Genomic DNA, 21250 nt, shown 5'->3' with positions numbered 1-21250 from the left:
GCAAAATCTTGCATCCGTCTTCAAGAAGTTGCGATTCCTCGCACCCCGCCTCAGGCTGCGGGCGGCGGGGCGAGCGCGTGCACCGCAGAGCCGAAGTCCTCGACGCGCCTGACGACCACGGGCCCCTCGGGCGCCGCGAGCCCACCAGCCCACCCCGGGCCGCCGATGACGACCTCGAGCGGCCAGTCGACGACCTCGAGCTGACGCCAGAACGGTTCGTCCCGTGGGCGCGGCAGCGAGGCCCAGAGGAACACCGCACGCGGCCGGGACTGACGCAGCGCCGAGATGAGGGCGTCCGCCGGCACGCGCGGTCCGAGGAAGAGGCTGGCCACGCCGTTGCGTGCGAGCTCGGCCTCGAGGGCGACGAGGGGCAGGTGGTGCAGCTCGTCGTCTGCACCTGCGAGGACGACCGGCAGACCCGCCACCCGGAGCCGGTGGTCCCGGACGACCGCGCGGAGCTCGGACTGGATCAGCTCACTCGTCAGGTGCTCGGCCTGCACGCCCACCCGCCCCTCCTGCCAGAGGTCACCCACCTTCCGCAGGGCCGGCGCGAAGACCTCGACCCAGGCCTGGCCGGCGTCCCGACGACGAAGGACCCTCCGGAGGAGCAGCGACAGGGTGCCGGCGTCGAGGGCACTCGCAGCGCCGACGAGAGCGTCCACCAGGTCGGTGGCGTCATGCTCGGACGGGCTCGCATCTGCGGGCTCCTGTCCGAGCCCGTCGACACCCATGGCGAGCACCGAGTCGGCGGCGCTCTGCGCCGGCACGCCCTGGGCCGTGAGCCGGGACATCAGCTCGACGCGCCGGATGTCGAGCTCGGTGTAGCGGCGATGGTTCCCGCTGGTGCGAACGCTCGGCCCGACCCCGTGACGCCTGTCCCAGGAGCGCAACGTCGGTGCCGCGATCCCGAGACGCTCGGCCACGACGCCGACCGGCCAGCCCAGCTCGGCCGCACGCTCCCCCAGGTCAGGGTCGACGGGGCCTGGCGCGCCGGACCCCGTCGAGCCTGCCGGGTGCGCGTTCATCTCGATCCTCACCGTCACGTTGGTCGCCCGCCACGGGCGGAGCGGTCCGAGATTCCCGTCATGGTCCGCTCCGATGCCGGTCGGGCCCAGTGATCATAAACTTATGCAAGTCTCTTGTGCAATGCATAAGTTCTGCGTAGGTTCTGCATCAGATCGAAGAACCGGACCCGACGGAGGAAGCCATGACGATCACCCGCCTTCCGCGCCCCACCTACTCCTCGTACGAGTGGCAGGAGCAGGGCCGATGCCGCACCAAGGCCGTCGAGCAGTTCTTCGCCGACGACCAGGAGCTCGACCAGCGTGAGCGCCGCGAGCAGACCGAGGCTGCCCGCAGGGTGTGCGGAGCCTGCCCCGTCCAGCAACGGTGTCTCGACCACGCCCTGAGGGTCCCCGAGACCTTCGGCATCTGGGGTGGCACCACACCGACCGAGCGGGCGCAGATGCTCTGGGACGTCGCCGGCTGACCCTCCGTCGCGTCAGCGCACGGCCAGGGCGATGACCTGAGCCGTGGGCAGGGCAGCGAGGGCGGCACCGTCGAGCAGCAGCTTGGCCCCCCGCACGCCTGCTCCCACGACGACCGGGCCGGCCGCGACGACGGCCTCGTCCACGAGCACCGGCCACTCCAGCGGCAGCCCGACAGGCGTGATCCCACCCTGCTGCATCCCCGTCAGCTCCTGCGCCTTCACCTGGTCGGCGAACGAGATCTTGCGGGCGCCGAGGTGCTTGCGCACGACACGGTTGATGTCGGCCCGGTCGGTGGCGAGCACCATGACGGCGGCCAGCGTCGTCTCCTCGCCCCGGCGGGCCTCGACGACGACGCAGTTGGCCGACGCCTCCGGCGCCACGTCGTAGAACTCGCAGAACGCGGCAGTGTCGGCGAGCGTCGCGTCGATGGGCGCCACGCGCGCCCCCGGCACGTGCCCGAGCGCCGCGGCGACGGCCGGCGCGAGCAGGTCGGGTCGCTCGTCAGCAGCCACCCACGTCAGGTTTCCTTCGGCACTGGGCATGCCCCGAGCGTATGCCGCCCGCCCGGCACCGCGCCCACGAGCCACCCCGCGAGGGCCGCCGGCTCGGTCAGTGCGCGAACTCGGCCACGACCGTGGCGGCCGGGACCGATCGCGCCGATCGCCAGCCCGTTCCGGCCCACAGCGCGAGCAGGTCGGCTCGCTCCGCCCGGGCGGACGCCCGTCGCAGCGGGACCGTGACGTGGTGCACCTCGGGATAGGCGGCGGGGGCGCGGCCGTCGAGCCGCCGCATGAAGTCGGTCTCGAGGCCGCGGGCGAGGCGGCCGGAGTAGACCCGCGTCACCGCAGTGCGCTCGTACGCGGGATCCGCGAGCGCCCGCCGGTAGGCCAGGCCGGTCCCCGCCTCGGGGGTCAGCAACAGGGCGGTCCCGATCTGGACGGCATCGGCCCCGGCCGCGCGCACCTGCGCGGCCCGCTCGGGGGTGGAGATGCCGCCCGCGGCGACGATCGGCACGTCCGTGTGCGACCTGACGACGGTGACGAGGTCGAGCAGGTCGGCGCCCGAGGGCTCCTTGACCGGGTCGAGGGTGCCGCGGTGCCCTCCGCCGTCGGGACCTTGGAGACAGAGGCCGTCGACTCCGGCGGCGAGTGCGGCGGCTGCCTCGTCGACGTCGGTGACCGTCACCACCGTCTCGATGCCGGCCCGGCGGAGCTCGCCCAGGACGGCACCACTCGGAAGCCCGAACGTGAACGACACGAGGGGCACCCGTTCACGAACGACGAGGTCGAGCTTGCGCTCCCAGTCGTCGTCGTCGCCGGGCCTCGCCTCACCCGGCTGCACGCCCAGCCCCTCCGCATCGTCCACCAGCGCCGCGCGGTAGGCCGCGACCGCGTCTGCCCGCTCCGAGCCGGTCAGCTCACCCGACCCCACGGCATACGCGTTCGCCTGGGCCGGCACGAAGAGGTTCACCCCGAACGGGCGGGACGACGCGTCCCACACCTCCGCGATGGCCGCCGCCAGCTGCGGAGCGGTGAGGTAGCCCCCCGCGAGGAGGCCGAGCCCGCCGGCCTCACCGACGGTGGCAACGAGCTCGGGCGTCGTGGGGCCCCCGGCCATCGGGGCTCCGACCACACCCGTGTCGAGCGATCGCAGCAGCATGGCCCGACGCTACTCCGCTCCCCACCGCCCGGCACAGGTGCCGGGCGGCAGCGTGGGGAGGGTCACCGGGGTCGGACGACGCGCCCCTCGTCCCACACCGGCTCGGTCGACTCGTAGACGCGACCGTCGGCGCCGAAGACGAGGAAGCGGTCGAAGCCGCGGGCGAACCACCGGTCGTGGGTCACGGCGACGACGGTGCCCTCGAAGCGGTCGAGCCCCTCCTCGAGCGCCTCGGCCGACTGGAGGTCGAGGTTGTCGGTGGGCTCGTCGAGCAGCAGCATGGTCGCGCCCGACAGCTCGAGCAGCAGGATCTGGAAGCGCGCCTGCTGACCGCCCGACAGCGACTCGAACTTCTGCTCGCCCGACCGGGCCAGCTCGTAGCGGTCGAGCGCGCGGGCCGCCTGCTCGCGGGGCCGACCCTCCCGGTGCTCGTCCCCGCGGTGGAGGATCTCGAGGAGGGTGCGACCCATGAGCGACGGGTGCTCGTGCGTCTGGGCGAACCACCCGGGCCGCACGCGTGACCCGAGCCGCACGACGCCGTCGTGCGGGACGGGCACCGGCCGCACGTCCCCGACGGGTTGGTGCTCGCGTTCGGGGTCGGTCCCGCCACATGCCAGCAGCCGGAGGAAGTGCGACTTGCCCGAGCCGTTGCTGCCGAGGATCGCGACGCGCTCGCCGTACCAGACCTCGAGGTCGAAGGGCTTCATCAGGCCGGTCAGCTCGAGGCCGGTCGCGACGATGGCGCGCTTGGCCGTGCGGCCGCCGGTGAGGCGCATCTTGACCGACTGCGTCATCGGCGTCTCCTCGGGCGGTCCCGCCTGCTCGAACTTCGCCAGACGGGTCTGGGCGGCCTGGTAGCGCGAGGCCATGCCGTCGTTGAACTTGGCCTTGACCTTGAGGGTCTGCACGAGCGTCTTGAGCTTGACGTGCTCCTCGTCCCAGCGCCGACGCAGCTCCTCGAGGCGGTCGTTGCGGTCCGCGCGGGCCTGGGCATACGTCGCGAAGCGGCCCGGGTGCACCCAGAGCGTCGCACCGGCCGCGCCCGGCTCGAGCGTCGCGACGCGCGATGCGACGCGGTCGAGCAGCTCACGGTCGTGGCTGATGAACAGCACCGTCTTGGGAGAGGCGACGAGAGCCTCCTCGAGCCACCGCTTGGTCGGCACGTCGAGGTAGTTGTCCGGCTCGTCGAGGAGTAGCACCTCCTCCGGCCCGCGGAGCAGGGCCTCGAGCACGAGCCGCTTCTGCTCCCCACCCGACAACGTCGTGACCTTGCGCCACTGGGCCTGGTCGTAGGGGATGCCGAGCGCCGCCATCGTGCACTGGTCCCAGAGCGTCTCCTGCTCGTAGCCGCCGGCCTCGCCCCACTCGACGAGGGCGTGGGCGTAGGCCATCTGGTCGGCCTCGGAGTCGCGCTCCATCATGAGCAGCTCGGTGCGGTCGATCTCCTCGGCCGCCGAGCGGATCCGGTCGGGCGCGACCGAGACGAGCAGGTCGCGCACCGTCGTGTCGTCGCGGACCTTGCCGATGAACTGGCGCATGACGCCGAGGCCGCCCGAGCGGGTCACCGCACCCTCGTGCGCGGCGATGTCGCCGGCGATGATCCGCGTCAGCGTCGTCTTGCCCGTCCCGTTGGGGCCGATGAGGGCGACCTTGGCGCCCTCCCCCACCCGCACCGAGACGTCGTTGAGCAACGGCCTGCCGTCCGGCAGGCTGAAGGAGACGGAGTTGACGTCGACGTGGCCCACGAGGGTCAAGCCTGTCGTATGCCGTGTGGCCGCGTCACGCGGTTAACCCCACGCCCGCACAGGCTCATCCGGCCACGGGCGCGCGACGGGCCCGGGTGGCGAGCGCCCGCGCCGCCAGCTCGGAGTCGTCCGGGTAGACGACCTCCTCGAGACTGAGCCCGTGGGGCGGCATGACGTGGATGCCGGCAGCCCGCTCGGCACGGTCCTGCAGCGCCCGTGGCCAGTCCGGCCCCCGCCGCCCCTCCCCCACCGGGACGACGGCCCCGACGAGGGAGCGCACCATGGAGTGGCAGAACGCGTCGGCGCGCACGGTGGCGGCCAGCACACCGTCGGCCAGGCGGATCCACGAGAAGTCGAGCAGGGTGCGCACGGTCGTGGCACCCTCGCGCTGCCTGCAGAACGCCGCGAAGTCACGCAGACCGACAAGTGACCGGGCCGCCTCGTCCATCGCGTCGACGTCGAGCGGCTTGCGCCACCAGACCGTGTCGTGGCGACGCAGGGGGTCACGGACCGCGCCGGTGTCGGCGATGCGGTAGAGGTAGCGCCGCTCGACCGCGGAGAAGCGAGCGTCGAAGCCGTCAGGCGCCAGGCGCGCCTCACGCACCACGACGTCAGCCGGCAGGACGCCGCCCAGACGGCTGACGAGGGCGACACCCGGGTCCCGGTCGGAGCGGCCGGGCAGCGATGCCCAGGCCGCAGGGTCGACGTCGACGTGGGCGACCTGCCCGCGCGCGTGCACGCCGGCGTCCGTGCGTCCGGCCACGGTCACGCGTACGGGGTCGGGGCTGCGCAGGACGGTGGTCAGGGCCGCCGACAGGTCCCCCTGGACCGTCCGCAGGCTCGGCTGGGCGGCCCAGCCCGAGAAGGCCGTCCCGTCATAGGCGAGGTCGAGCCGGACGCGCAGCAGGGGCCGGCTCGCCTCGCCCGACCCGCTCGGCGCACTCGACCCGTTCGACCCACTCATGGCGACCGAGCCTAGTCGTCGCGCCGGGAGGCCCCGGCACCGCATGGTCGGCATCCGGTCAACCGGCGGCCGCTGAGGAGCATCCTAGAAGTGGACGTCGGGCAGCGGGCCCGGCCTCCGGGGAGAGGGGGCTTTTCCTATGCACACCACCACACGACGCCGCCTGGCGGCCGTCGGCATCGTCGCGGCACTGACGACGCCCGTCGCCGCCACCGTCGCCTCCACCTCCGCCGCGGCGGCCACCAGCGCAGCGCCCTTCTGCGGGATCACGTGGGGTTCGCTGCCCAAGGCCACCAGCCCCAGCCAGCTGTGGACCGGCAACGTCATCGGGGCACGCACCGGCCAGCACGAGTGCTACGACCGCCTCGTCTTCGACATCGCCCGGGGAAGCGGCCGGCTCGGCTACGACGTCCGCTACGTGGGCGAGCTGACCGGACCCGGCAGCGGACTCCCGATACCCATCAGCGGCGGGGCGAAGATCCAGATCACCATCAACGCCCCGTCCACTCTCAGCACGGGCACGAGGACCTTCTCCGGGTGGCGCACCTTCCGTCAGCTGAAGAACCTCGGCAGCTTCGAGGGCTACACCGACTACGGGCTCGGGGTGCGGGCCCGCCTGCCGATGCGGGTGTTCGTGCTCACCAACGCCGACGGTGGCCGCCGTCTCGTCATCGACGTCGCCCACCGCTGGTAGATCGACAGAGCAGTTCGTCGGCCCCGGAAAGCGAAAGAGCAGCTCGTCCCCAGCGGGACGAGCTGCTCTCTCGATGGTGTCTGAGGCTCAGGAACCGGAGCCGGCCTTCTTGAAGCCGGCCTTCTCGGCGTCCTCGGCCGTCTTGAACCAGACCTCGGCGACCGTCTGGTCGTACCACTGGCCGTCGGGCTCGTGGTAGAGGTTCGAGTCGGCGTTGCCCTTGACGGTGTAGCCCTCGGGTGCCGAGCCGTCCTCGTTCGCGGCGACAGCGCCCTCGGGCAGCTCGGCCGCAGCGGCCTCGTCCGTCGTGTCGCCTGAGTCGGCGTCCTCGGCGGCCTTCGTCTCGGCAGCAGCGGCCTTGGCCTCCTCCTGCTTGGCGGCGCGACGGGTCGCGCCCTCGGCCTCCTTGACCGTCGCCTTCTTGGCCGACAGCGGCTCGCGGACGAGCTCGATGACGACCATGGGGGCGTTGTCACCCTTGCGGGCGCCGATCTTCGTGATGCGGGTGTAGCCACCCTCGCGAGCCGCCATGTCGGGGGCGATCTCGGCGAAGAGGCGGTGGACGACACCCTTGTCGCGCACGACCGTGAGGACACGGCGGCGAGCGTGGAGGTCGCCGCGCTTGGCGAACGTGATGAGGCGCTCGGCGAGCGGGCGCAGGCGCTTGGCCTTCGCCTCGGTCGTCGTGATCTTGTCGTGCTCGAAGAGCGACGTCGCGAGGTTGGCCAGGATCAGCCGCTCATGGGCGGGGCCGCCACCGACGCGGGGACCCTTGGTGGGGGTGGGCATTTCATTTCTCCTAGAAGTCCGACCAGGCCGTTCTCGAGCAGTGTGCCGAGGGCTCGGTCAAGAAGCGGTTGGTCAGAGACGCTCGTCCTCGACGAAGGACTGGTCGTCGTCCTCGTCGTTGTAGTCGTCATCGCCGTAGCCGTCGACGAGGGCCGACGGGTCGAACCCGGGCGGGCTGTCCTTGAGGGCCAGACCCATGCCGACGAGCTTGGCCTTGACCTCGTCGATCGACTTCGCACCGAAGTTGCGGATGTCGAGCAGGTCGGCCTCGCTGCGGCCCACGAGCTCACCCACGGTGTGGATGCCCTCGCGCTTGAGGCAGTTGTAGGAACGAACGGTGAGGTCCAGGTCCTCGATCGGCAGGGCGAGGTCCGCGGCGAGCGCGGCGTCCGTCGGCGACGGGCCCATGTCGATGCCCTCGGCCTCGACGTTCAGCTCGCGAGCCAGACCGAACAGCTCGACCAGCGTCTTGCCGGCCGAGGCCATCGCGTCACGCGGGGTCATCGAGTTCTTCGTCTCGACATCGACGATGAGCTTGTCGAAGTCGGTGCGCTGCTCGACACGGGTCGCCTCGACCTTGTAGGTCACGGTGAGCACCGGGCTGTAGATCGAGTCGACCGGGATGCGGCCGATCTCCTGGTCACCGGACTTGTTCTGCTGCGCCGAGACGTAGCCACGGCCACGCTCGACGGTCAGCTCCATCTCGAGCTTGCCCTTGTCGTTCAGCGTCGCGATGTGCAGGTCGGGGTTGTGCACCTCGACACCCGCCGGCGGCGTGATGTCGGCGGCGGTGACCGCGCCCGGGCCCTGCTTGCGCAGGTACATGACGACCGGCTCGTCGTGCTCCGAGGAGACGACGAGGCCCTTGATGTTGAGGATCATCTCGGTGACGTCCTCCTTCACGCCCGGCACGGTCGTGAACTCGTGGAGCACGCCGTCGATGCGGATGGAGGTGACCGCCGCGCCCGGGATGCTCGAGAGCAGGGTGCGACGGAGGGAGTTGCCGAGCGTGTAGCCGAAGCCGGGCTCGAGCGGCTCGATGGTGAAGCGGCTGCGGTTCTCGACCACGACCTCTTCGGAGAGCACGGGACGCTGTGCGATGAGCACTGTTCATTTCCTTCCCACGGGCGACCGCCATATGACGCCTCGTGAAACTGCCCGGTCGTGATCCGGGCGGGCCGGCTCGCCTCTGTCTGCGAGCCGACCCCAAGGACAAGGGATCCCGTATGCCGTGAAGCGGGCTTCACGGCATACGGCGGGATCCGGACCCGAAAGACCAACGAAACCACGCGGGTCGTTCGGGGGCACTCGGGGGCGCAGGCCGCCAGCGGCCGTGAGCCCCCGAGGGCGTTAGTTCTTCGAGTAGAGCTCGACGATGAGCTGCTCGGTGAGCTGCGAGTCGATCTGCGCGCGCACCGGGAGCTGGTGGATGAGGATCTGCAGCGAGCCGTCGACGACCTGCATCCAGGCCGGGACGGGACGCTCGCCGAACGTCTGGCGAGCCAGCTCGAACGGGAAGCTCTCGACGGACTGCTTGCGGACCGTGATGATGTCGTACTGCTCGACGCGGTAGCTCGGGACGTCGACGCGCACGCCGTTGACCTCGAAGTGACCGTGCGTGACGAGCTGACGCGCGTGGCGACGCGTGCGGGCCAGGCCCGCGCGGTAGACCACGTTGTCGAGACGCGACTCGAGGATCTGGAGAAGGTTCTCACCGGTCTTGCCGGGGCGCTTCGCCGCTTCCTTGTAGTAGCGGACGAACTGCTTCTCCATGACGCCGTACTGGAAGCGAGCGCGCTGCTTCTCCTGCAGCTGCGTCAGGTACTCCTTCTCCTGGATCCGGCGACGGCCGTGCTGGCCGGGCGGGAACGGGCGGAGCTCGAAGTTCTTGTCGCCGCCGACGAGGTCCATCTTCAGGCGGCGGGACTTCTTGGTGATCGGGCCGGTGTAACGAGCCATGTTCCTAGTTCTCTCTCTCGCTCAGTGCCGGATCAGACGCGACGGCGCTTGGGCGGGCGGACACCGTTGTGCGGCGTGGGCGTGACGTCGCTGATCGCGCCGACCTCCAGGCCGGTGGCGGTGAGCGAACGGATCGCCGTCTCGCGACCCGAGCCCGGGCCCTTCACGAAGACGTCGACCTTGCGCATGCCGTGCTCCATGGCGCGGCGGGCAGCAGCCTCGGCAGCCATCTGGGCAGCGAACGGGGTGGACTTGCGCGAGCCCTTGAAGCCGACCTGGCCGGCAGAGGCCCAGGCGATCACGGCGCCGGTGGGGTCCGTGATCGAGATGATCGTGTTGTTGAACGTGCTCTTGATGTGAGCGTGCCCGTGGGCGACGTTCTTCTTCTCCTTGCGACGAACCTTCGTCACGCGAGCCTTGGGAGGCATTTTTCTCCTACGTCAGAACTGAATGTCGGTGAGACGCGATCGCGGAAGCGATCAGCGTCAGCGGGCCTTCTTCTTGCCGGCCACGGTGCGCTTCGGACCCTTGCGGGTGCGCGCGTTGGTCTTGGTGCGCTGACCGCGCACGGGCAGACCACGACGGTGACGCAGACCTTCGTAGGAACCGATCTCGACCTTGCGGCGGATGTCGGCCTGCACCTCGCGGCGAAGGTCACCCTCGAGGCGGTAGTTGCCCTCGAGGAAGTCACGAAGCGCAACGAGCTCGGTCTCACCGAGGTCCTTGACGCGGGTGTTGGGGTCGACGCCGGTGGCAACCAGCGCCTGCTTGGAACGGGTGCGACCGACACCGAAGATGTAGGTCAGTGCGACCTCGACGCGCTTCTCGCGCGGAAGGTCGACTCCAACAAGACGAGCCATGTTGGGTTGTCTCCTGATTTCTGTTTCGCGGAGGTCTGGAGCAGGTCACCGATCCGGGGTCACGGTCCGCCACTCAGAAGGACGGGCCACCGGTCCCCGGCCTCCGTGCCGGGGGTGACGTCCTGCGCCGACACGACGGTCGGTCATCAGGGGCCGGGTGCTGCTTTCATTCACTTGTCTTGCGTGCTGTCGAAAGTCTGTCGACGGCGAGGTGGTGCTTCTGCTCAGCCCTGGCGCTGCTTGTGGCGCAGGTTCTCGCAGATCACCATGACCCGACCGTTACGGCGGATCACCTTGCACTTGTCGCAGATCTTCTTGACGCTCGGCTGAACCTTCATCTGCCTGCTGTCTTCAGATCGCGCACCTGACATCGCGGGCCCCGGAGGGCACGTGAGGGCCAGGCGCTTGGTTGTGTAATCGGGAGTTGGTGCCTCGCACTCGTCCCGGCCGGACACCCCGCTCGCGCGGCGTGGTCGCGGCCGACCCTGGTGCTCAGCGGTAGCGGAAGACGATCCGACCGCGGGTCAGGTCATAGGGCGAGAGCTCCACCACGACACGGTCCTCAGGGAGGATCCGGATGTAGTGCTGTCGCATCTTGCCCGAGATGTGTGCGAGCACCTTGTGACCGTTGGAGAGCTCCACCCGGAACATCGCGTTCGGGAGAGCCTCGACGATCGTGCCCTCGATCTCGATGACACCGTCCTTCTTGGCCATATCCTCCGTCTATCTGTAGCTGGCCGACTCGGACTGAGGCGGCCTTGGGGCGTGCCTTGGTGCCGCGCTCGAGATCGTTCCCGAAGCACAGGCGTGACTCAGGCGCCGAGACACACGACACCCAACGCACAAGAATACGCCAGACGCCGCCGTTCCTGAAATCGGTCCAGCGGCCTCCGGCCCGTCGGGCCAGGGCCGGCCTCAGGACCCGAGCTCGGCACGGCGCAGTCGCACGACCCGCTCGAGGACGTCGTCCGGTATCGGGCGGTCGACCGTGAAGCGGATCGTGCCCTTGCCGAGCGAGAAGCCCTCGAGGTCCGCGGCGACCGCCTCGACGACGGCCGGGCTGAACGGGAAGACCGACAGGTGCTGGGCCGATGCCGTGACGCCGATGAGCGGGCGTCCGCCAACGCGCAGGGCCGGCATGCCGTAGCTCGTGCCCTCCTCCGCGTCAGGCGCGACCCGCGTCGCGACGTCGACGACCCGCTGCAGGGCCTCGCGCTGATCCGGCGCGAGGCCGGCGAGGTAGTCACCCATCGTCCCCATCACCCCACGGTCCCACGCTCGCCACGTCCGGAGGCGACTGTGGCGTATGCCGTGTGCGCGACCGCCGGAGCACGCTCCGCGCCGCGCCGGGTACTGGCCGCGCGGCATACTGACGGGGTGACCGAGACCGGCGACGACGCCACTCCCCCGCCCGCACCCGACGACGAGACCGACCTCGTGAGCGCTCCCCCGAGCGAGGCGGAGTCCGTCGACGACTACTACGCGCGCATCGTTGCCGCGGCGGGCGAGGACGGCCGGCTGCCGGTCGCGGTCGAGGAGATGCCCGGCTGGGACATCTACCCGTACGAGCTCGACGGCCTGCGCCTCAAGCCGGTGCGGCCACCGGCCGACGAGGAGCCCGCGCGACGAGGCGAGCAGGCGTCGGACTGCCACTGCGCCCACGGCTTCGACGATGCCGACGAGTGCCTGGTCTGGACCAACCCGCGCTGGCGGCTGACGCTCTCGCGTGACACCGGGCTGCCCGTCATGCTCACGCTCATGCCGGTCGAGCACCATGACCTGCCCTCGCTGCCCGGCGACCTCGCAGCCGAGATGGGCCAGCTCATCGTCGCGGTCTCGGACGCGGTCGAGCACGTTCCCTCGGTCGGCCGCGTGCAGCTCGTGAAGTACGGCGACGGCGGGGCGCACCTGCACCTCTTCTTCCTCGGCCGCCCCGCCCGGATGCTCCAGTTCCGCGGGTCCCCCCTCATCGACTGGGAGGAGAACCTCCCCCGCGTGCCGCTGGACGTGCTGCAGGCCAACGCCCGGGTGGTCGCCGAGCGGATGGTCGTCCACCTCGGCGGCCGCCCGGGCGGGCTCGGACGGTAGGACCCCTGCGAGCGACAGATTCGGTTCCATCCGTGGCGGACGACCGCCGGCCGGTCGTCAGTGCGGGTGGCTGGCCGGACGCTCGAAGAAGAGGACCGCGACGACGCCCACGACGAGCACCGCGGCCGGGAGCAGCATGGACTCCGACATCGCCGAGGCGAACCCGTCGGCCACCTGCGCCGGCATGGAGGCGCCCGAGGACTGCATGCCACCGAGGTCTCCCGGGATGCCGGGCAGGTCCGCGCTCAGCCGTGCCTGGATGACGGCGGCGATGGCTGCGCTGCCGAGGACCGCCCCGACCTGGCGGGTGGTGTTGTAGACGCCGGAGCCGGCCCCGGCCGACGACAGCGGCAGGTTGCGGGTGGCGGTGGCCCCGAGCGGGCCCCACATGAAGGCGTTGCCCACCCCCATGAGCGCCATCGGGAGCAGGAGCAGCCACGTCTGCGTCGCCGGATGCATGACGAGGGCGAGCCACAGCAGGGAGGCCGAGGTGAGGCCGATCCCGACGGCGGTGATGCCGCGGGGGTGCACCCGGTCCGACATCCGGCCGGCCACCGGCGCCAGGCCCCCGGAGATGACCGCCATCGGGGCGAGGAGCAGGGCCGAGGAGGTGGGCGAGAGCCCCCGGACAGCCTGGGCGTAGAGCATGAACGGGAACGCCATCGCGGTGATCGAGAAACCGATCGTCGTGATCGCGATGTTGGCCAGCGAGAAGTTGCGGTCGCCGAAGAGCCGCAACGGCAGCAGCGGCTCGCGCGTGTTGTGCGCCTGCCACCACACGAAGGCCCCGAGCACGAGCAGCCCGGTGGCGATGAGCAGCGGCACCGAGATGAACCCGGTGATGGTGCCCCAGTCGTAGGTCTCGCCCTCCTGCACGCCGAAGACGAGCAGGAACATGCCCACCGCCGAGAGCGCGACCCCCACCCAGTCGAAGGTGTGGCTGTGGGTCTCGAGCCGCGGCACGAGCCGGGAGGCGAGCACGAAGGCGACGACGCCCACGGGGACGTTGATGAAGAAGATCCACTCCCACCCGGGACCGTCGACGAGCAGACCGCCGACCACCGGTCCGACGAGGATCGCGACGCCGGCGGTCGCACCCCACAGGGCCATGGCCTGGCCGCGCGAGGCTGCAGGGAACGTCCGCGTGATGACCGCCATCGTCTGCGGGGTCAGCATGGCGGCCCCGAGGCCCTGGACGACCCGGGCGAGGATGAGGCCGGTGATCGTGCCGGTCAGGCCGCACCACAGCGACGCGAGCGTGAAGACCGTCAGGCCGACGAGGTAGAGGTTCTTCGGGCCGTAGCGGTCACCGAGCCGCCCGGTGATGAGCAGGGGCGTGGCATAGGCGAGCAGGTAGGCGCTGGTCACCCAGATGACGCTGTTGACGTCGGTGTGCAGCCCCCGCAGGATCGCGGGTGTCGCGACCGACACGATCGTCGAGTCGACGAGGATCATGAAGAAGCCGATGACCATCGCCCAGAGCGCCGGCCACGGGTTGTGCCCTGCCGGCACCCCTCCAAGGGGTGGGGCGGGCGTGGGCCGAGCGGCGCTCCCCCGCCCTTCCTGCTCGGTCACGCCGGTGGTGCGGTCGTCGCCTGCCATGGTGCTCCCCTCGCGCTGCCTCGCGCAGCACCCACGATTGTCCACCCGACCACCGACAGCCGTCACCGCCCCGTCGGGAGCGAGACCCCCGCGAACCGGTCAGGCGTCCGACCAGCGCGTCGCGAGCCACAGGGGGTCGTGGCCGGTGAGCGGGACCATCCGCCACGTCAGGTCGGCATCCGAGCCGCGCAGGCGCGCCTCGATGCGGAAGCGGTGCGGCGACTCGATGGCGATGACCTCGGCGTGGAAGGTGTCGTCATCGACCCAGCCGCCGCTGGAGACGACCGGCAACGTCGCTCCCCCGGCGACCATCTCGCCCTCGCGCCACAGCCCCCGGCCGACGGGCACCCGCAGCCACTCGCCGCGCCGTTTCAGCCCGAGCATGTGCTCCGGCCCGTCCCGGGTCACCGAGACCGCCGTGTAGTCGGCCGCGAGGTCCGAGGCGTCCGAGCGGGTGAACTCGGCGTGCTCCGGCCCCAGCGCGTCACCCGACAAGGCCGGGATCTCGAGATCGGCGAGTCGCTCGGCCAGCTGGTGGTCGGCCGCCTGCGACCCGCCCCCGCCGAGAGCGGGCACGAGGTGCGCCCAGAGCCCGTCGAGCGTCGACTGCATGCGCCACTGCTCCGCCGTGATCGCCACGACGGTGTCGTGGTCGGGAAGGACGACGAGGAACTGGCCGTAGGCGCCGTCCCCCCGGTAGCCGAAGCGCTGCATCCAGAACGAGTACCCGTAGCCCCGGCGCCAGTCCTCGTCGGCGTTCGGGTCCTCGTTGAGTGGACCGAACGCCCGGGTGGCCTCCTCGACCCAGGCCTCGGACAGCAGCTGCCGTCCATCCCACCGGCCGCCGTCGAGGTAGAGCCGGGCCAGGGACGCGATGGCCTCCGTCGTCAGGTGGGAGCCGGTGAAGCCCAGCTCGCGACCCAGCGGGTCGCGGTGCCACGGGATGTCGGGCAGCCCCATCGGCGCGAGCAGCCGCGATCGCAGCATCTCGGCGACGCCGACCCCGGCGAGCCGCCGCACGATGACGGACAGCAGGTAGGTCGCCACCTGGTTGTAGGCGAAGACCGTGCCCGGCGGCCGGGTGGGCTTCGTCGCGAAGACGCGCGGCACCCAGTCGCTGGGGTCGGCGGCGTCGGCGGCGCTCCCGCTCATCCGGTCGAAGACCTGCGGCCAGGCGTCCTCCTCGTGCCCGACCGTCATGGAGAGGCAGTGCCTGACCTGCACCTCGTCCCAGCCGGCGGCGACGACACTTCGGTCCAGCTCCGGGAAGTGGTCGAGCACGCGGTCGTCGAGCGACAGGCGCCCCTCCTGCACGAGGAAGCCCACGGCCGTGGCCGTCACCGTCTTGGAGAGCGAGTACGCGAGATGGGCGCGGCCGGCGGCATACGGCCTCCACCAGCCCTCGGCCACGACGTGCCCGTGGCGCACGACCATGAGGCTGTGCAGTCCGAGGTCGTCGCGCTCGGCGGCGTCGACGAACGCGAGGATGCCGGTCGCATCGACGCCTTGCGCCGACGGGGTGCTGCGAGGAAGGGTCACGAGCGCGAGGCTACGCGCCCGGAGCCCTCAGGTGCGCGAGCGGGTCAGGCGCTCGCGTCGAGGGGCGCGTATGCCGCCCCGACAGCCTCGAGGGCAGCCTTGCCTCCGTCGACGGCCGTGAGGATCCACAGGCCGTCCTCACGCACGGCGACCGAGTGCTCCCAGTGCGCGGCTCGCGTGCCGTCGAGGGTCACCACGGTCCAGTCGTCGGCCAGGACCTTGGTGTCGGTGGAGCCGAGCGTCACCATCGGCTCGATGGCGCCGGTGAAGCCGTCGACGAGCTTGGGCCCGGTCTCGCGCACGGAGTAGTTCGGGATCTGGGGGTCCATGTGCATCTGCGTGCCGATGCCGTGGCCGACGTACTCGTCGATGACGCCGTAGCCCCGGCCGTCGCGCTCGGCCGCTGCCTCGATGCTGGCCTCGACGGCATCACCGACCGCATACAACCGACCGCCGACCTGCATGGCGGCGATGCCGGCGTAGAGGCTCGCCTCGGTCGCGTCGATGAGCGCGACGTCCTCGGGACGACCGGCCTGGCGGCCACCGACGACCGCCGTGAACGCGGCGTCGCCGTTCCAGCCCTTGACCTCGGCGCCGCAGTCGATCGACACGATGTCGCCGGCCTCGAGCACCCGCGGGCCCGGGATGCCGTGGACGACCTCGTCGTTGACGCTGGTGCACAGGGTGTGGCTGTAGCCCGGCACCAGCTGGAAGTTCGGGATGCCGCCGTTGCTGCGGATGAACTCCTCGGCGAGACGGTCGAGCTCGAGCGTCGTCGTGCCGGGCCGCACCTCCCCGGCGAGAAGCTCGAGGGTGCGCCCGACGAGCAGCCCCGCCTCACGCATGAGGACGAGCTGCTCGTCGGTGCGACCCTGGAGCCGGTTGCGGCGTCCGAACATCGGTGGTCCTTCTCGGTGGCTGCGCTGTGGTGCAGCTGTGCTCAGGCGTGCTGCGGCAGCGCCGCGATGACACGGTCGGTGACCTCGTCGACGGCACCCATGCCGTCGACCTTGACGAGGAGACCGACGAGCTCGTAGTGCTGCGCGAGCGGCGCCGTCTCCTTACGGTAGATCGCCTGGCGCTCGCGGATGACGGCCTCGGTGTCGTCGGCGCGACCCTCGGTCTCGGCGCGCTTCAGGAGGCGCTCGACGATGGCGTCCTCGTCGACCTCGAGCTCCAGCACGGCGTCGAGCGCGTGACCGTGACGCGACAGCATGGCGTCGAGAGCCTCGACCTGCCCGGCGGTGCGCGGGTAGCCGTCGAGGAGGAAGCCGTCTTCGGCGTCGTCCCAGGAGAGACGGTCCTCGACGATCTCGTTGGTGATGTCGTCGGAGACGTAGCCGCCGGACTTGATGATCTCGTCGACCTTGACCCCGAGCGGGGTCTGGTCCTTGATGTTGGCGCGGAAGATGTCGCCGGTCGAGATGGCCGGGATGCCGAGGCGCTCGGCGATCCGGGCCGCCTGGGTGCCCTTACCGGCGCCGGGCGGGCCGAGGATGATCAGTCGCATGTCGGGGCCCCCGGGAAGTCGGGAGCGCAGCGAGTGACTTTCTGGGGTGACATTAACGGAGGAACCCTTCGTAGTGACGCTGCTGCAGCTGCGCCTCGATCTGCTTCACGGTCTCCAGACCCACACCGACGACGATGAGGATCGAGGTGCCACCGAACGGGAAGTTCTGGTTGGCACCGACGAGGACGAGAGCCACGAGCGGGATGAGCGAGACGATGGCGAGGTAGATGGCACCCGGCACGGTGATTCGGGTCAGGACGTAGTTGAGGTACTCGGCCGTGGGTCGCCCGGCCCGGATACCCGGGATGAATCCGCCGTACTTCTTCATGTTGTCCGCGACCTCGGTCGGGTTGAACGTGATCGAGACGTAGAAGAACGTGAAGAAGAGGATGAGGGCGACATACGTCGCCATGTAGAACGGGTGGTCACCCTTGACGAGGTTCTCCTGCACCCACGAGACCCAGGCGGGGTTGTCGCCGTTGGCGTGCGTGTTGAACTGCGCCACGAGGCCCGGGAGGGCGAGCAGCGAGCTCGCGAAGATGACGGGGATGACGCCGGCCATGTTGACCTTGAGCGGGATGTAGGTCGACGTGCCGCCGTACATCCGTCGGCCGACCATCCGCTTGGCGTACTGCACCGGGATGCGGCGCTGGGACTGCTCGACGAAGACGACCGCCGCGATGACGAAGACGCCGAGGATCAGGATGCCGAGGAAGGTGCCCCAGCCCTTGTTCTCCTTGATGCTCCAGAGCGAGGCCGGGAAGCCGGCCGCGATCGAGGTGAAGATCATCAGGGACATGCCGTTGCCGACGCCCTTGTCGGTGATGAGCTCGCCGAACCACATGATGAGGCCGGTGCCGGCCGTCATGGTCAGGACCATGATGAGGATCGTGACCATGGACTGGTCCGTCATGATCGTGTCGCACGAGCCGCCGAAGAGACTGGACGGGTTGCGCGCGAAGGTGACGAGCGTCGCCGACTGGAGGATCGCGAGACCGATCGTCAGGTAGCGGGTGTACTGCGTCAGCTTGCTCTGCCCCGACTGGCCCTCCTCCTTGAGCGCCTCGAAACGCGGGATGACCACCGTGAGCAGCTGGATGATGATGCTCGCCGTGATGTACGGCATGATCCCGAGCGCGAACACCGACAGCTGGAGCAGCGCACCGCCGCTGAAGAGGTTGGCGAGGTTGAGGAACCCGCTCTGGTCGCCGGACTTGCCCTTGCTGGCCTCGAGACAGTTCTGCACCAGGCTGTAGCTGATGCCGGGCGTCGGCACGTGCGATCCGAGCCGGAACAGCACGATGATGCCGAGCGTGAAGAGCAGCTTCTTGCGCAGGTCCGGGGTTCGGAACGCGCGTACGAAAGCGGCGAGCACTGGGTCCTCCTGGGGGGCCGCGCGGGTGGCGCGGCGTCATTCATGCGATCCGTGGAAGGTTAACGCAAAAGCACAGCGCCCCGGTCACCGTCCGCGGTGTCCGACGTCACGTCGGACCGCGGATCGGCGTCCGGGGCGCTGCTCACACGAGTGGTGTGGTGGTCACGCGAGCGAGGCTCGGGACCGGTCGATCAGCCCGCGAGGGCCGTGACCGAGCCGCCGGCGGCCTCGATCTTCTCCTTGGCGGAGGCCGAGAACTTGTGCGCCTCGACCTCGACCTTGACGGAGATCTCGCCCGTGCCGAGCACCTTCACCGGGAAGCCGTCGCGGACGGCACCCTTCGCGACGAGGTCGGCGACGGACACCTGACCACCCTCCGGGAAGAGCAGCTGCAGGCGGTCCAGGTTGACGACCTGGTACTCCGTGCGGAACGGGTTCTTGAAGCCACGGAGCTTCGGAAGGCGCATGTGCATCGGCATCGAGCCGCCCTCGAAACGCTCCGGGACCTGGTAGCGAGCGCTGGTGCCCTTGGTACCACGACCAGCGGTCTTGCCCTTGGAGCCCTCACCACGACCGACGCGGGTCTTGGCGGTCTTGGCTCCGGGGGCCGGACGCAGGTGGTGGACCTTGAGGGCGGACTCGCCCGACTTCTTGGCGTTGTCGGTCATGGTCAGTCAACCTCCTCGACGGACACGAGGTGCGTGACCGTCTTGACCATCCCGCGGATCTCGGGACGGTCCTCCTTGACGACGACGTCGCCAATGCGCTTCAGACCGAGGCTGCGCAGCGTGTCACGCTGGTTCTGCTTGCCACCGATCTCGGAACGGGTCTGGGTCACCTTGAGACGAGCCATCACGCACCAGCCTTCGCGGCCTGCGCCTCGGCCAGGCCGGCGGCACGGGCCCTGAGCATGGCCGCCGGAGCGACCTCCTCGAGGGTCTTGCCACGACGGGCAGCGACCGACTCGGGGCGCTCGAGCTCGCGCAGGGCCTGGGCCGTGGCGTGCACGACGTTGATGGCGTTGTCGGAGCCCAGCGACTTGCTGAGGACGTCGTGGATGCCGGCGCACTCGAGCACCGCACGCACCGCGCCACCGGCGATGACACCGGTACCGGGGGCTGCGGGACGGAGCATGACGACACCGGCAGCCGCCTCACCCTGGACGGGGTGCGGGATGGTGCCCTGGATGCGGGGAACCTTGAAGAAGTTCTTCTTGGCCTCCTCGACACCCTTGGCGATGGCCGCGGGAACTTCCTTGGCCTTGCCGTAGCCGACACCCACCGTGCCGTCACCGTCACCGACGACGACGAGGGCGGTGAAGCTGAAGCGACGACCACCCTTGACGACCTTGGCGACACGGTTGATGGTCACGACGCGCTCGACGTACTGGTTCTTGTCGTCACGGCTGTCGCGGTTGTCGCGGCCGCCGCGGTTGTCACGGCGGTCTCCGCGCTCGGTGCGCTCGCCGCCACCGGCGGGGCCGGTGCCTCGACGCTGCTGTCCGGGCATCAGATGTTCCTCATCTCAACAATTGCGTTCACGAAGTTGCTCACAGGGACAGACCGCCTTCGCGGGCGCCCTCGGCGATCGCCGCGACCCGGCCGTGGTACTTGTTGCCACCACGGTCGAACACGACGGCCTCGATACCGGCGTCCTTGGCACGGGCGGCCACGAGCTCGCCGACCTTCTTGGCCTTAGCCGTCTTGTCACCGTCGAAGGAGCGCAGGTCGGCCTCCATCGTCGAGGCCGAGGCCACGGTCTTGCCGACGGTGTCGTCGACGACCTGGACGAAGAGGTGACGGGTGGAGCGCGACACGACGAGGCGGGGACGGACCGCGGTGCCGGCGATCTTCTTGCGACCGCGCACCTGGCGACGGATGCGGGCGGCAGCCTTGGACTTGCCGCGCTTGATGATCATTGCCATGGCTTACTTACCGGCCTTTCCAACCTTGCGACGGATCTGCTCGCCCGCGTAGCGAACACCCTTGCCCTTGTACGGGTCGGGCTTGCGCAGCTTGCGGATGTTCGCCGCGACCTCGCCGACGAGCTGCTTGTCGATGCCCTGCACCGAGAAGCGGGTCGGGTTCTCGACGGCGAAGTTGATGCCGGCGGGAGCCTGGATGAGGATCGGGTGCGAGTATCCGAGCGAGAACTCGAGGTCCGAGCCCTTCGCGGCGACACGGTAACCCGTGCCGTGGATCTCCATCTTCTTCTCGTAGCCCTCGGTGACACCGAGGACCATGTTGTTGATGAGCGAGCGGGTCAGGCCGTGGCGCGAGCGCGAGTCGCGCTCGTCGTCGGGGCGCTTGACCTCGAGGTTGCCCTCGCCCAGCTCGACCGTGATCGGCTGGACGACGGTCAGGGAGAGCTCACCCTTGGGGCCCTTGACGAAGACGTCCTGGCCCTGGACCTTGACGTCCACACCCGAGGGGATGGAGACCGGAAGTCGTCCGATTCGCGACATGTCAGTGTCTCCTTACCAGACGTAGGCGAGGACTTCCCCACCCACGCCCTTCTCGTGTGCCTGGCGGTCGGTCAGCAGACCGTTCGACGTCGACAGGATCGCGACGCCGAGGCCACCGAGAACCTTGGGCAGGTTCGTCGACTTGGCGTAGACGCGCAGGCCGGGCTTGCTCACGCGACGCACGCCGGCGATGGAGCGCTCGCGGTTCGGGCCGTACTTGAGGTCGATGGTCAGCGTCTGGCCGACCTCCGCCTCCTCGATCTTCCACGAGGCGATGTAGCCCTCGCTCTGGAGGATCTCGGCGATGTTCTTCTTCAGCTTCGAGTACGGCATGGAGACGACGTCGTGGTGCGCCGAGTTGGCGTTCCGGACGCGGGTCAGCATGTCCGCAATCGGGTCAGTCATGGTCATGTGGGCTCTCCGCCCTTCCTCACCGGGGTTTCGACCTTTGGCAGTGATGCCGTTCGGCGTATGCCGTGGGGCCGACCTACGGTGTCAGAGGTTTTTGGTTG

Annotated in this window: 27 protein-coding genes; 3 read left to right on the top strand and 24 right to left on the bottom strand. The window is 70.0% G+C overall.

The window, feature by feature from the left end:
* Window positions 1-50: 50 nt before the first annotated feature.
* The gene (locus tag AB4030_RS13415) at window positions 51-1037 is read right to left on the bottom strand and encodes a MerR family transcriptional regulator (protein WP_442279702.1); all 987 of its coding nucleotides are present in this window, start codon (window positions 1035-1037) and stop codon (window positions 51-53) included.
* A gap of 170 nt (window positions 1038-1207) precedes the next feature.
* Here AB4030_RS13415 and AB4030_RS13410 point away from each other — a divergent pair, with 170 nt between their 5' ends.
* A complete protein-coding gene (locus tag AB4030_RS13410; RefSeq protein WP_442279701.1) occupies window positions 1208-1489 on the top strand; it encodes a WhiB family transcriptional regulator in 282 nt (93 codons plus the stop codon).
* A 12-nt stretch (window positions 1490-1501) separates the two neighbouring features.
* Here the strand turns inward: AB4030_RS13410 and AB4030_RS13405 are convergent, their stop codons facing one another.
* The 4 genes from AB4030_RS13405 to truA all read right to left on the bottom strand — a co-directional run bounded on the left by AB4030_RS13405 (window position 1502) and on the right by truA (window position 5858).
* On the bottom strand, window positions 1502-2032 hold the full coding sequence (locus AB4030_RS13405; protein ID WP_442279700.1) for a YbaK/EbsC family protein: 531 nt from the start codon (window positions 2030-2032) through the stop codon (window positions 1502-1504).
* 67 nt (window positions 2033-2099) lie between these two features.
* Window positions 2100-3149: a nitronate monooxygenase gene (locus tag AB4030_RS13400; RefSeq protein ID WP_442279699.1), complete on the bottom strand. Its 1050-nt coding sequence runs from the start codon at window positions 3147-3149 to the stop codon at window positions 2100-2102.
* Window positions 3150-3211: 62 nt separating this feature from the next.
* Window positions 3212-4894 carry an ABC-F family ATP-binding cassette domain-containing protein gene (locus AB4030_RS13395; protein WP_442279698.1) on the bottom strand — a complete coding sequence of 561 codons (1683 nt, stop codon included), beginning with the start codon at window positions 4892-4894 and terminating at the stop codon, window positions 3212-3214.
* Window positions 4895-4958: 64 nt separating this feature from the next.
* Window positions 4959-5858, bottom strand: a complete 900-nt coding sequence (gene truA / locus AB4030_RS13390) for a tRNA pseudouridine(38-40) synthase TruA (RefSeq protein WP_442279697.1) — start codon at window positions 5856-5858, stop codon at window positions 4959-4961.
* 139 nt (window positions 5859-5997) lie between these two features.
* Here truA and AB4030_RS13385 point away from each other — a divergent pair, with 139 nt between their 5' ends.
* Window positions 5998-6552 carry an AMIN-like domain-containing (lipo)protein gene (locus AB4030_RS13385; protein ID WP_442279696.1) on the top strand — a complete coding sequence of 185 codons (555 nt, stop codon included), beginning with the start codon at window positions 5998-6000 and terminating at the stop codon, window positions 6550-6552.
* A gap of 87 nt (window positions 6553-6639) precedes the next feature.
* On the opposite strand, the gene rplQ is transcribed toward AB4030_RS13385, so the two are convergent.
* From rplQ to AB4030_RS13345, 8 genes are all read right to left on the bottom strand, one after another.
* Entirely contained in the window at window positions 6640-7341 is a 702-nt protein-coding gene (gene rplQ, locus AB4030_RS13380) for a 50S ribosomal protein L17, sunset domain variant (protein ID WP_442279695.1), read from the bottom strand.
* A 72-nt stretch (window positions 7342-7413) separates the two neighbouring features.
* The gene (locus tag AB4030_RS13375; RefSeq protein WP_442279694.1) at window positions 7414-8448 is read right to left on the bottom strand and encodes a DNA-directed RNA polymerase subunit alpha; all 1035 of its coding nucleotides are present in this window, start codon (window positions 8446-8448) and stop codon (window positions 7414-7416) included.
* A 243-nt stretch (window positions 8449-8691) separates the two neighbouring features.
* Window positions 8692-9300 (bottom strand): 30S ribosomal protein S4, encoded by a 609-nt coding sequence (rpsD, locus tag AB4030_RS13370; RefSeq protein WP_045191881.1) that lies wholly within the window; start codon window positions 9298-9300, stop codon window positions 8692-8694.
* Window positions 9301-9332: 32 nt separating this feature from the next.
* Entirely contained in the window at window positions 9333-9728 is a 396-nt protein-coding gene (gene rpsK, locus AB4030_RS13365) for a 30S ribosomal protein S11 (RefSeq protein WP_020143208.1), read from the bottom strand.
* 57 nt (window positions 9729-9785) lie between these two features.
* Window positions 9786-10160, bottom strand: coding sequence for a 30S ribosomal protein S13 (gene rpsM / locus AB4030_RS13360; RefSeq protein ID WP_030194267.1), 375 nt, complete (start codon window positions 10158-10160; stop codon window positions 9786-9788).
* Between the two features lie 224 nt (window positions 10161-10384).
* Window positions 10385-10498: a 50S ribosomal protein L36 gene (rpmJ, locus tag AB4030_RS13355; protein ID WP_006592630.1), complete on the bottom strand. Its 114-nt coding sequence runs from the start codon at window positions 10496-10498 to the stop codon at window positions 10385-10387.
* 154 nt (window positions 10499-10652) lie between these two features.
* Window positions 10653-10874, bottom strand: coding sequence for a translation initiation factor IF-1 (gene infA, locus AB4030_RS13350; RefSeq protein ID WP_013493543.1), 222 nt, complete (start codon window positions 10872-10874; stop codon window positions 10653-10655).
* 201 nt (window positions 10875-11075) lie between these two features.
* Entirely contained in the window at window positions 11076-11420 is a 345-nt protein-coding gene (locus AB4030_RS13345; RefSeq protein ID WP_442279693.1) for an iron chaperone, read from the bottom strand.
* A gap of 117 nt (window positions 11421-11537) precedes the next feature.
* Here AB4030_RS13345 and AB4030_RS13340 point away from each other — a divergent pair, with 117 nt between their 5' ends.
* Window positions 11538-12248, top strand: coding sequence for a hypothetical protein (locus AB4030_RS13340; protein ID WP_442279692.1), 711 nt, complete (start codon window positions 11538-11540; stop codon window positions 12246-12248).
* Window positions 12249-12305: 57 nt separating this feature from the next.
* On the opposite strand, the gene AB4030_RS13335 is transcribed toward AB4030_RS13340, so the two are convergent.
* The 11 genes from AB4030_RS13335 to rpsH all read right to left on the bottom strand — a co-directional run bounded on the left by AB4030_RS13335 (window position 12306) and on the right by rpsH (window position 21149).
* Complete coding sequence (locus tag AB4030_RS13335) at window positions 12306-13850, bottom strand: DHA2 family efflux MFS transporter permease subunit (protein ID WP_442279691.1); 1545 nt, start codon at window positions 13848-13850, stop codon at window positions 12306-12308.
* Window positions 13851-13949: 99 nt separating this feature from the next.
* Window positions 13950-15389 carry a serine hydrolase domain-containing protein gene (locus AB4030_RS13330; RefSeq protein ID WP_442279690.1) on the bottom strand — a complete coding sequence of 480 codons (1440 nt, stop codon included), beginning with the start codon at window positions 15387-15389 and terminating at the stop codon, window positions 13950-13952.
* 44 nt (window positions 15390-15433) lie between these two features.
* Window positions 15434-16288 (bottom strand): type I methionyl aminopeptidase, encoded by an 855-nt coding sequence (gene map / locus AB4030_RS13325; protein WP_442279689.1) that lies wholly within the window; start codon window positions 16286-16288, stop codon window positions 15434-15436.
* Between the two features lie 41 nt (window positions 16289-16329).
* A complete protein-coding gene (locus AB4030_RS13320; protein WP_442279688.1) occupies window positions 16330-16899 on the bottom strand; it encodes an adenylate kinase in 570 nt (189 codons plus the stop codon).
* 52 nt (window positions 16900-16951) lie between these two features.
* The gene (secY, locus tag AB4030_RS13315; RefSeq protein WP_442279687.1) at window positions 16952-18274 is read right to left on the bottom strand and encodes a preprotein translocase subunit SecY; all 1323 of its coding nucleotides are present in this window, start codon (window positions 18272-18274) and stop codon (window positions 16952-16954) included.
* 191 nt (window positions 18275-18465) lie between these two features.
* Window positions 18466-18942 (bottom strand): 50S ribosomal protein L15, encoded by a 477-nt coding sequence (rplO, locus tag AB4030_RS13310; protein ID WP_442279686.1) that lies wholly within the window; start codon window positions 18940-18942, stop codon window positions 18466-18468.
* Between the two features lie 2 nt (window positions 18943-18944).
* A complete protein-coding gene (gene rpmD, locus AB4030_RS13305; protein ID WP_020143226.1) occupies window positions 18945-19127 on the bottom strand; it encodes a 50S ribosomal protein L30 in 183 nt (60 codons plus the stop codon).
* Window positions 19127-19783: a 30S ribosomal protein S5 gene (rpsE, locus tag AB4030_RS13300; protein ID WP_442279685.1), complete on the bottom strand. Its 657-nt coding sequence runs from the start codon at window positions 19781-19783 to the stop codon at window positions 19127-19129. Before rpsE ends, rpmD begins: the two co-directional genes overlap by 1 nt.
* A 40-nt stretch (window positions 19784-19823) precedes the next feature.
* A complete protein-coding gene (rplR, locus tag AB4030_RS13295; RefSeq protein ID WP_142176974.1) occupies window positions 19824-20198 on the bottom strand; it encodes a 50S ribosomal protein L18 in 375 nt (124 codons plus the stop codon).
* 3 nt (window positions 20199-20201) lie between these two features.
* Window positions 20202-20738: a 50S ribosomal protein L6 gene (gene rplF / locus AB4030_RS13290; RefSeq protein ID WP_442279684.1), complete on the bottom strand. Its 537-nt coding sequence runs from the start codon at window positions 20736-20738 to the stop codon at window positions 20202-20204.
* 12 nt (window positions 20739-20750) lie between these two features.
* Window positions 20751-21149, bottom strand: a complete 399-nt coding sequence (gene rpsH / locus AB4030_RS13285) for a 30S ribosomal protein S8 (protein WP_020143230.1) — start codon at window positions 21147-21149, stop codon at window positions 20751-20753.
* Between the last annotated feature and the right edge of the window lie 101 nt (window positions 21150-21250).

The sequence above is a fragment of the Terrabacter sp. 2YAF2 genome, from assembly GCF_052114705.1.
Classification (GTDB): Bacteria; Actinomycetota; Actinomycetes; order Actinomycetales; family Dermatophilaceae; genus Terrabacter.
Note: the sequence above shows the minus strand (reverse complement) of the source record. Positions and strands in the feature narration are given on the sequence as shown.

Coding starts and splice junctions, on each gene's coding strand:
- rpmJ (WP_006592630.1), bottom strand. CDS start 10,498: ATGAAGGTTCAGCCGAGCGTCAAGAAGATCTGCGACAAGTGCAAGGTG.
- rpsK (WP_020143208.1), bottom strand. CDS start 9,728: ATGCCTCCCAAGGCTCGCGTGACGAAGGTTCGTCGCAAGGAGAAGAAG.
- rplQ (WP_442279695.1), bottom strand. CDS start 7,341: ATGCCCACCCCCACCAAGGGTCCCCGCGTCGGTGGCGGCCCCGCCCAT.
- rpmD (WP_020143226.1), bottom strand. CDS start 19,127: ATGGCTCGTCTCAAGGTGACCCAGACCCGTTCCGAGATCGGTGGCAAG.
- rplO (WP_442279686.1), bottom strand. CDS start 18,942: ATGACCGACAACGCCAAGAAGTCGGGCGAGTCCGCCCTCAAGGTCCAC.
- rpsD (WP_045191881.1), bottom strand. CDS start 9,300: ATGGCTCGTTACACCGGCCCGATCACCAAGAAGTCCCGCCGCCTGAAG.
- rpsE (WP_442279685.1), bottom strand. CDS start 19,783: ATGCCCGGACAGCAGCGTCGAGGCACCGGCCCCGCCGGTGGCGGCGAG.
- AB4030_RS13410 (WP_442279701.1), top strand. CDS start 1,208: ATGACGATCACCCGCCTTCCGCGCCCCACCTACTCCTCGTACGAGTGG.
- rplF (WP_442279684.1), bottom strand. CDS start 20,738: ATGTCGCGAATCGGACGACTTCCGGTCTCCATCCCCTCGGGTGTGGAC.
- AB4030_RS13400 (WP_442279699.1), bottom strand. CDS start 3,149: ATGCTGCTGCGATCGCTCGACACGGGTGTGGTCGGAGCCCCGATGGCC.
- rpsM (WP_030194267.1), bottom strand. CDS start 10,160: ATGGCTCGTCTTGTTGGAGTCGACCTTCCGCGCGAGAAGCGCGTCGAG.
- rplR (WP_142176974.1), bottom strand. CDS start 20,198: ATGGCAATGATCATCAAGCGCGGCAAGTCCAAGGCTGCCGCCCGCATC.
- AB4030_RS13405 (WP_442279700.1), bottom strand. CDS start 2,032: ATGCCCAGTGCCGAAGGAAACCTGACGTGGGTGGCTGCTGACGAGCGA.
- AB4030_RS13320 (WP_442279688.1), bottom strand. CDS start 16,899: ATGCGACTGATCATCCTCGGCCCGCCCGGCGCCGGTAAGGGCACCCAG.
- rpsH (WP_020143230.1), bottom strand. CDS start 21,149: ATGACCATGACTGACCCGATTGCGGACATGCTGACCCGCGTCCGGAAC.
- infA (WP_013493543.1), bottom strand. CDS start 10,874: ATGGCCAAGAAGGACGGTGTCATCGAGATCGAGGGCACGATCGTCGAG.
- AB4030_RS13335 (WP_442279691.1), bottom strand. CDS start 13,850: ATGGCAGGCGACGACCGCACCACCGGCGTGACCGAGCAGGAAGGGCGG.
- truA (WP_442279697.1), bottom strand. CDS start 5,858: ATGAGTGGGTCGAACGGGTCGAGTGCGCCGAGCGGGTCGGGCGAGGCG.
- AB4030_RS13345 (WP_442279693.1), bottom strand. CDS start 11,420: ATGGGGACGATGGGTGACTACCTCGCCGGCCTCGCGCCGGATCAGCGC.
- AB4030_RS13385 (WP_442279696.1), top strand. CDS start 5,998: ATGCACACCACCACACGACGCCGCCTGGCGGCCGTCGGCATCGTCGCG.
- map (WP_442279689.1), bottom strand. CDS start 16,288: ATGTTCGGACGCCGCAACCGGCTCCAGGGTCGCACCGACGAGCAGCTC.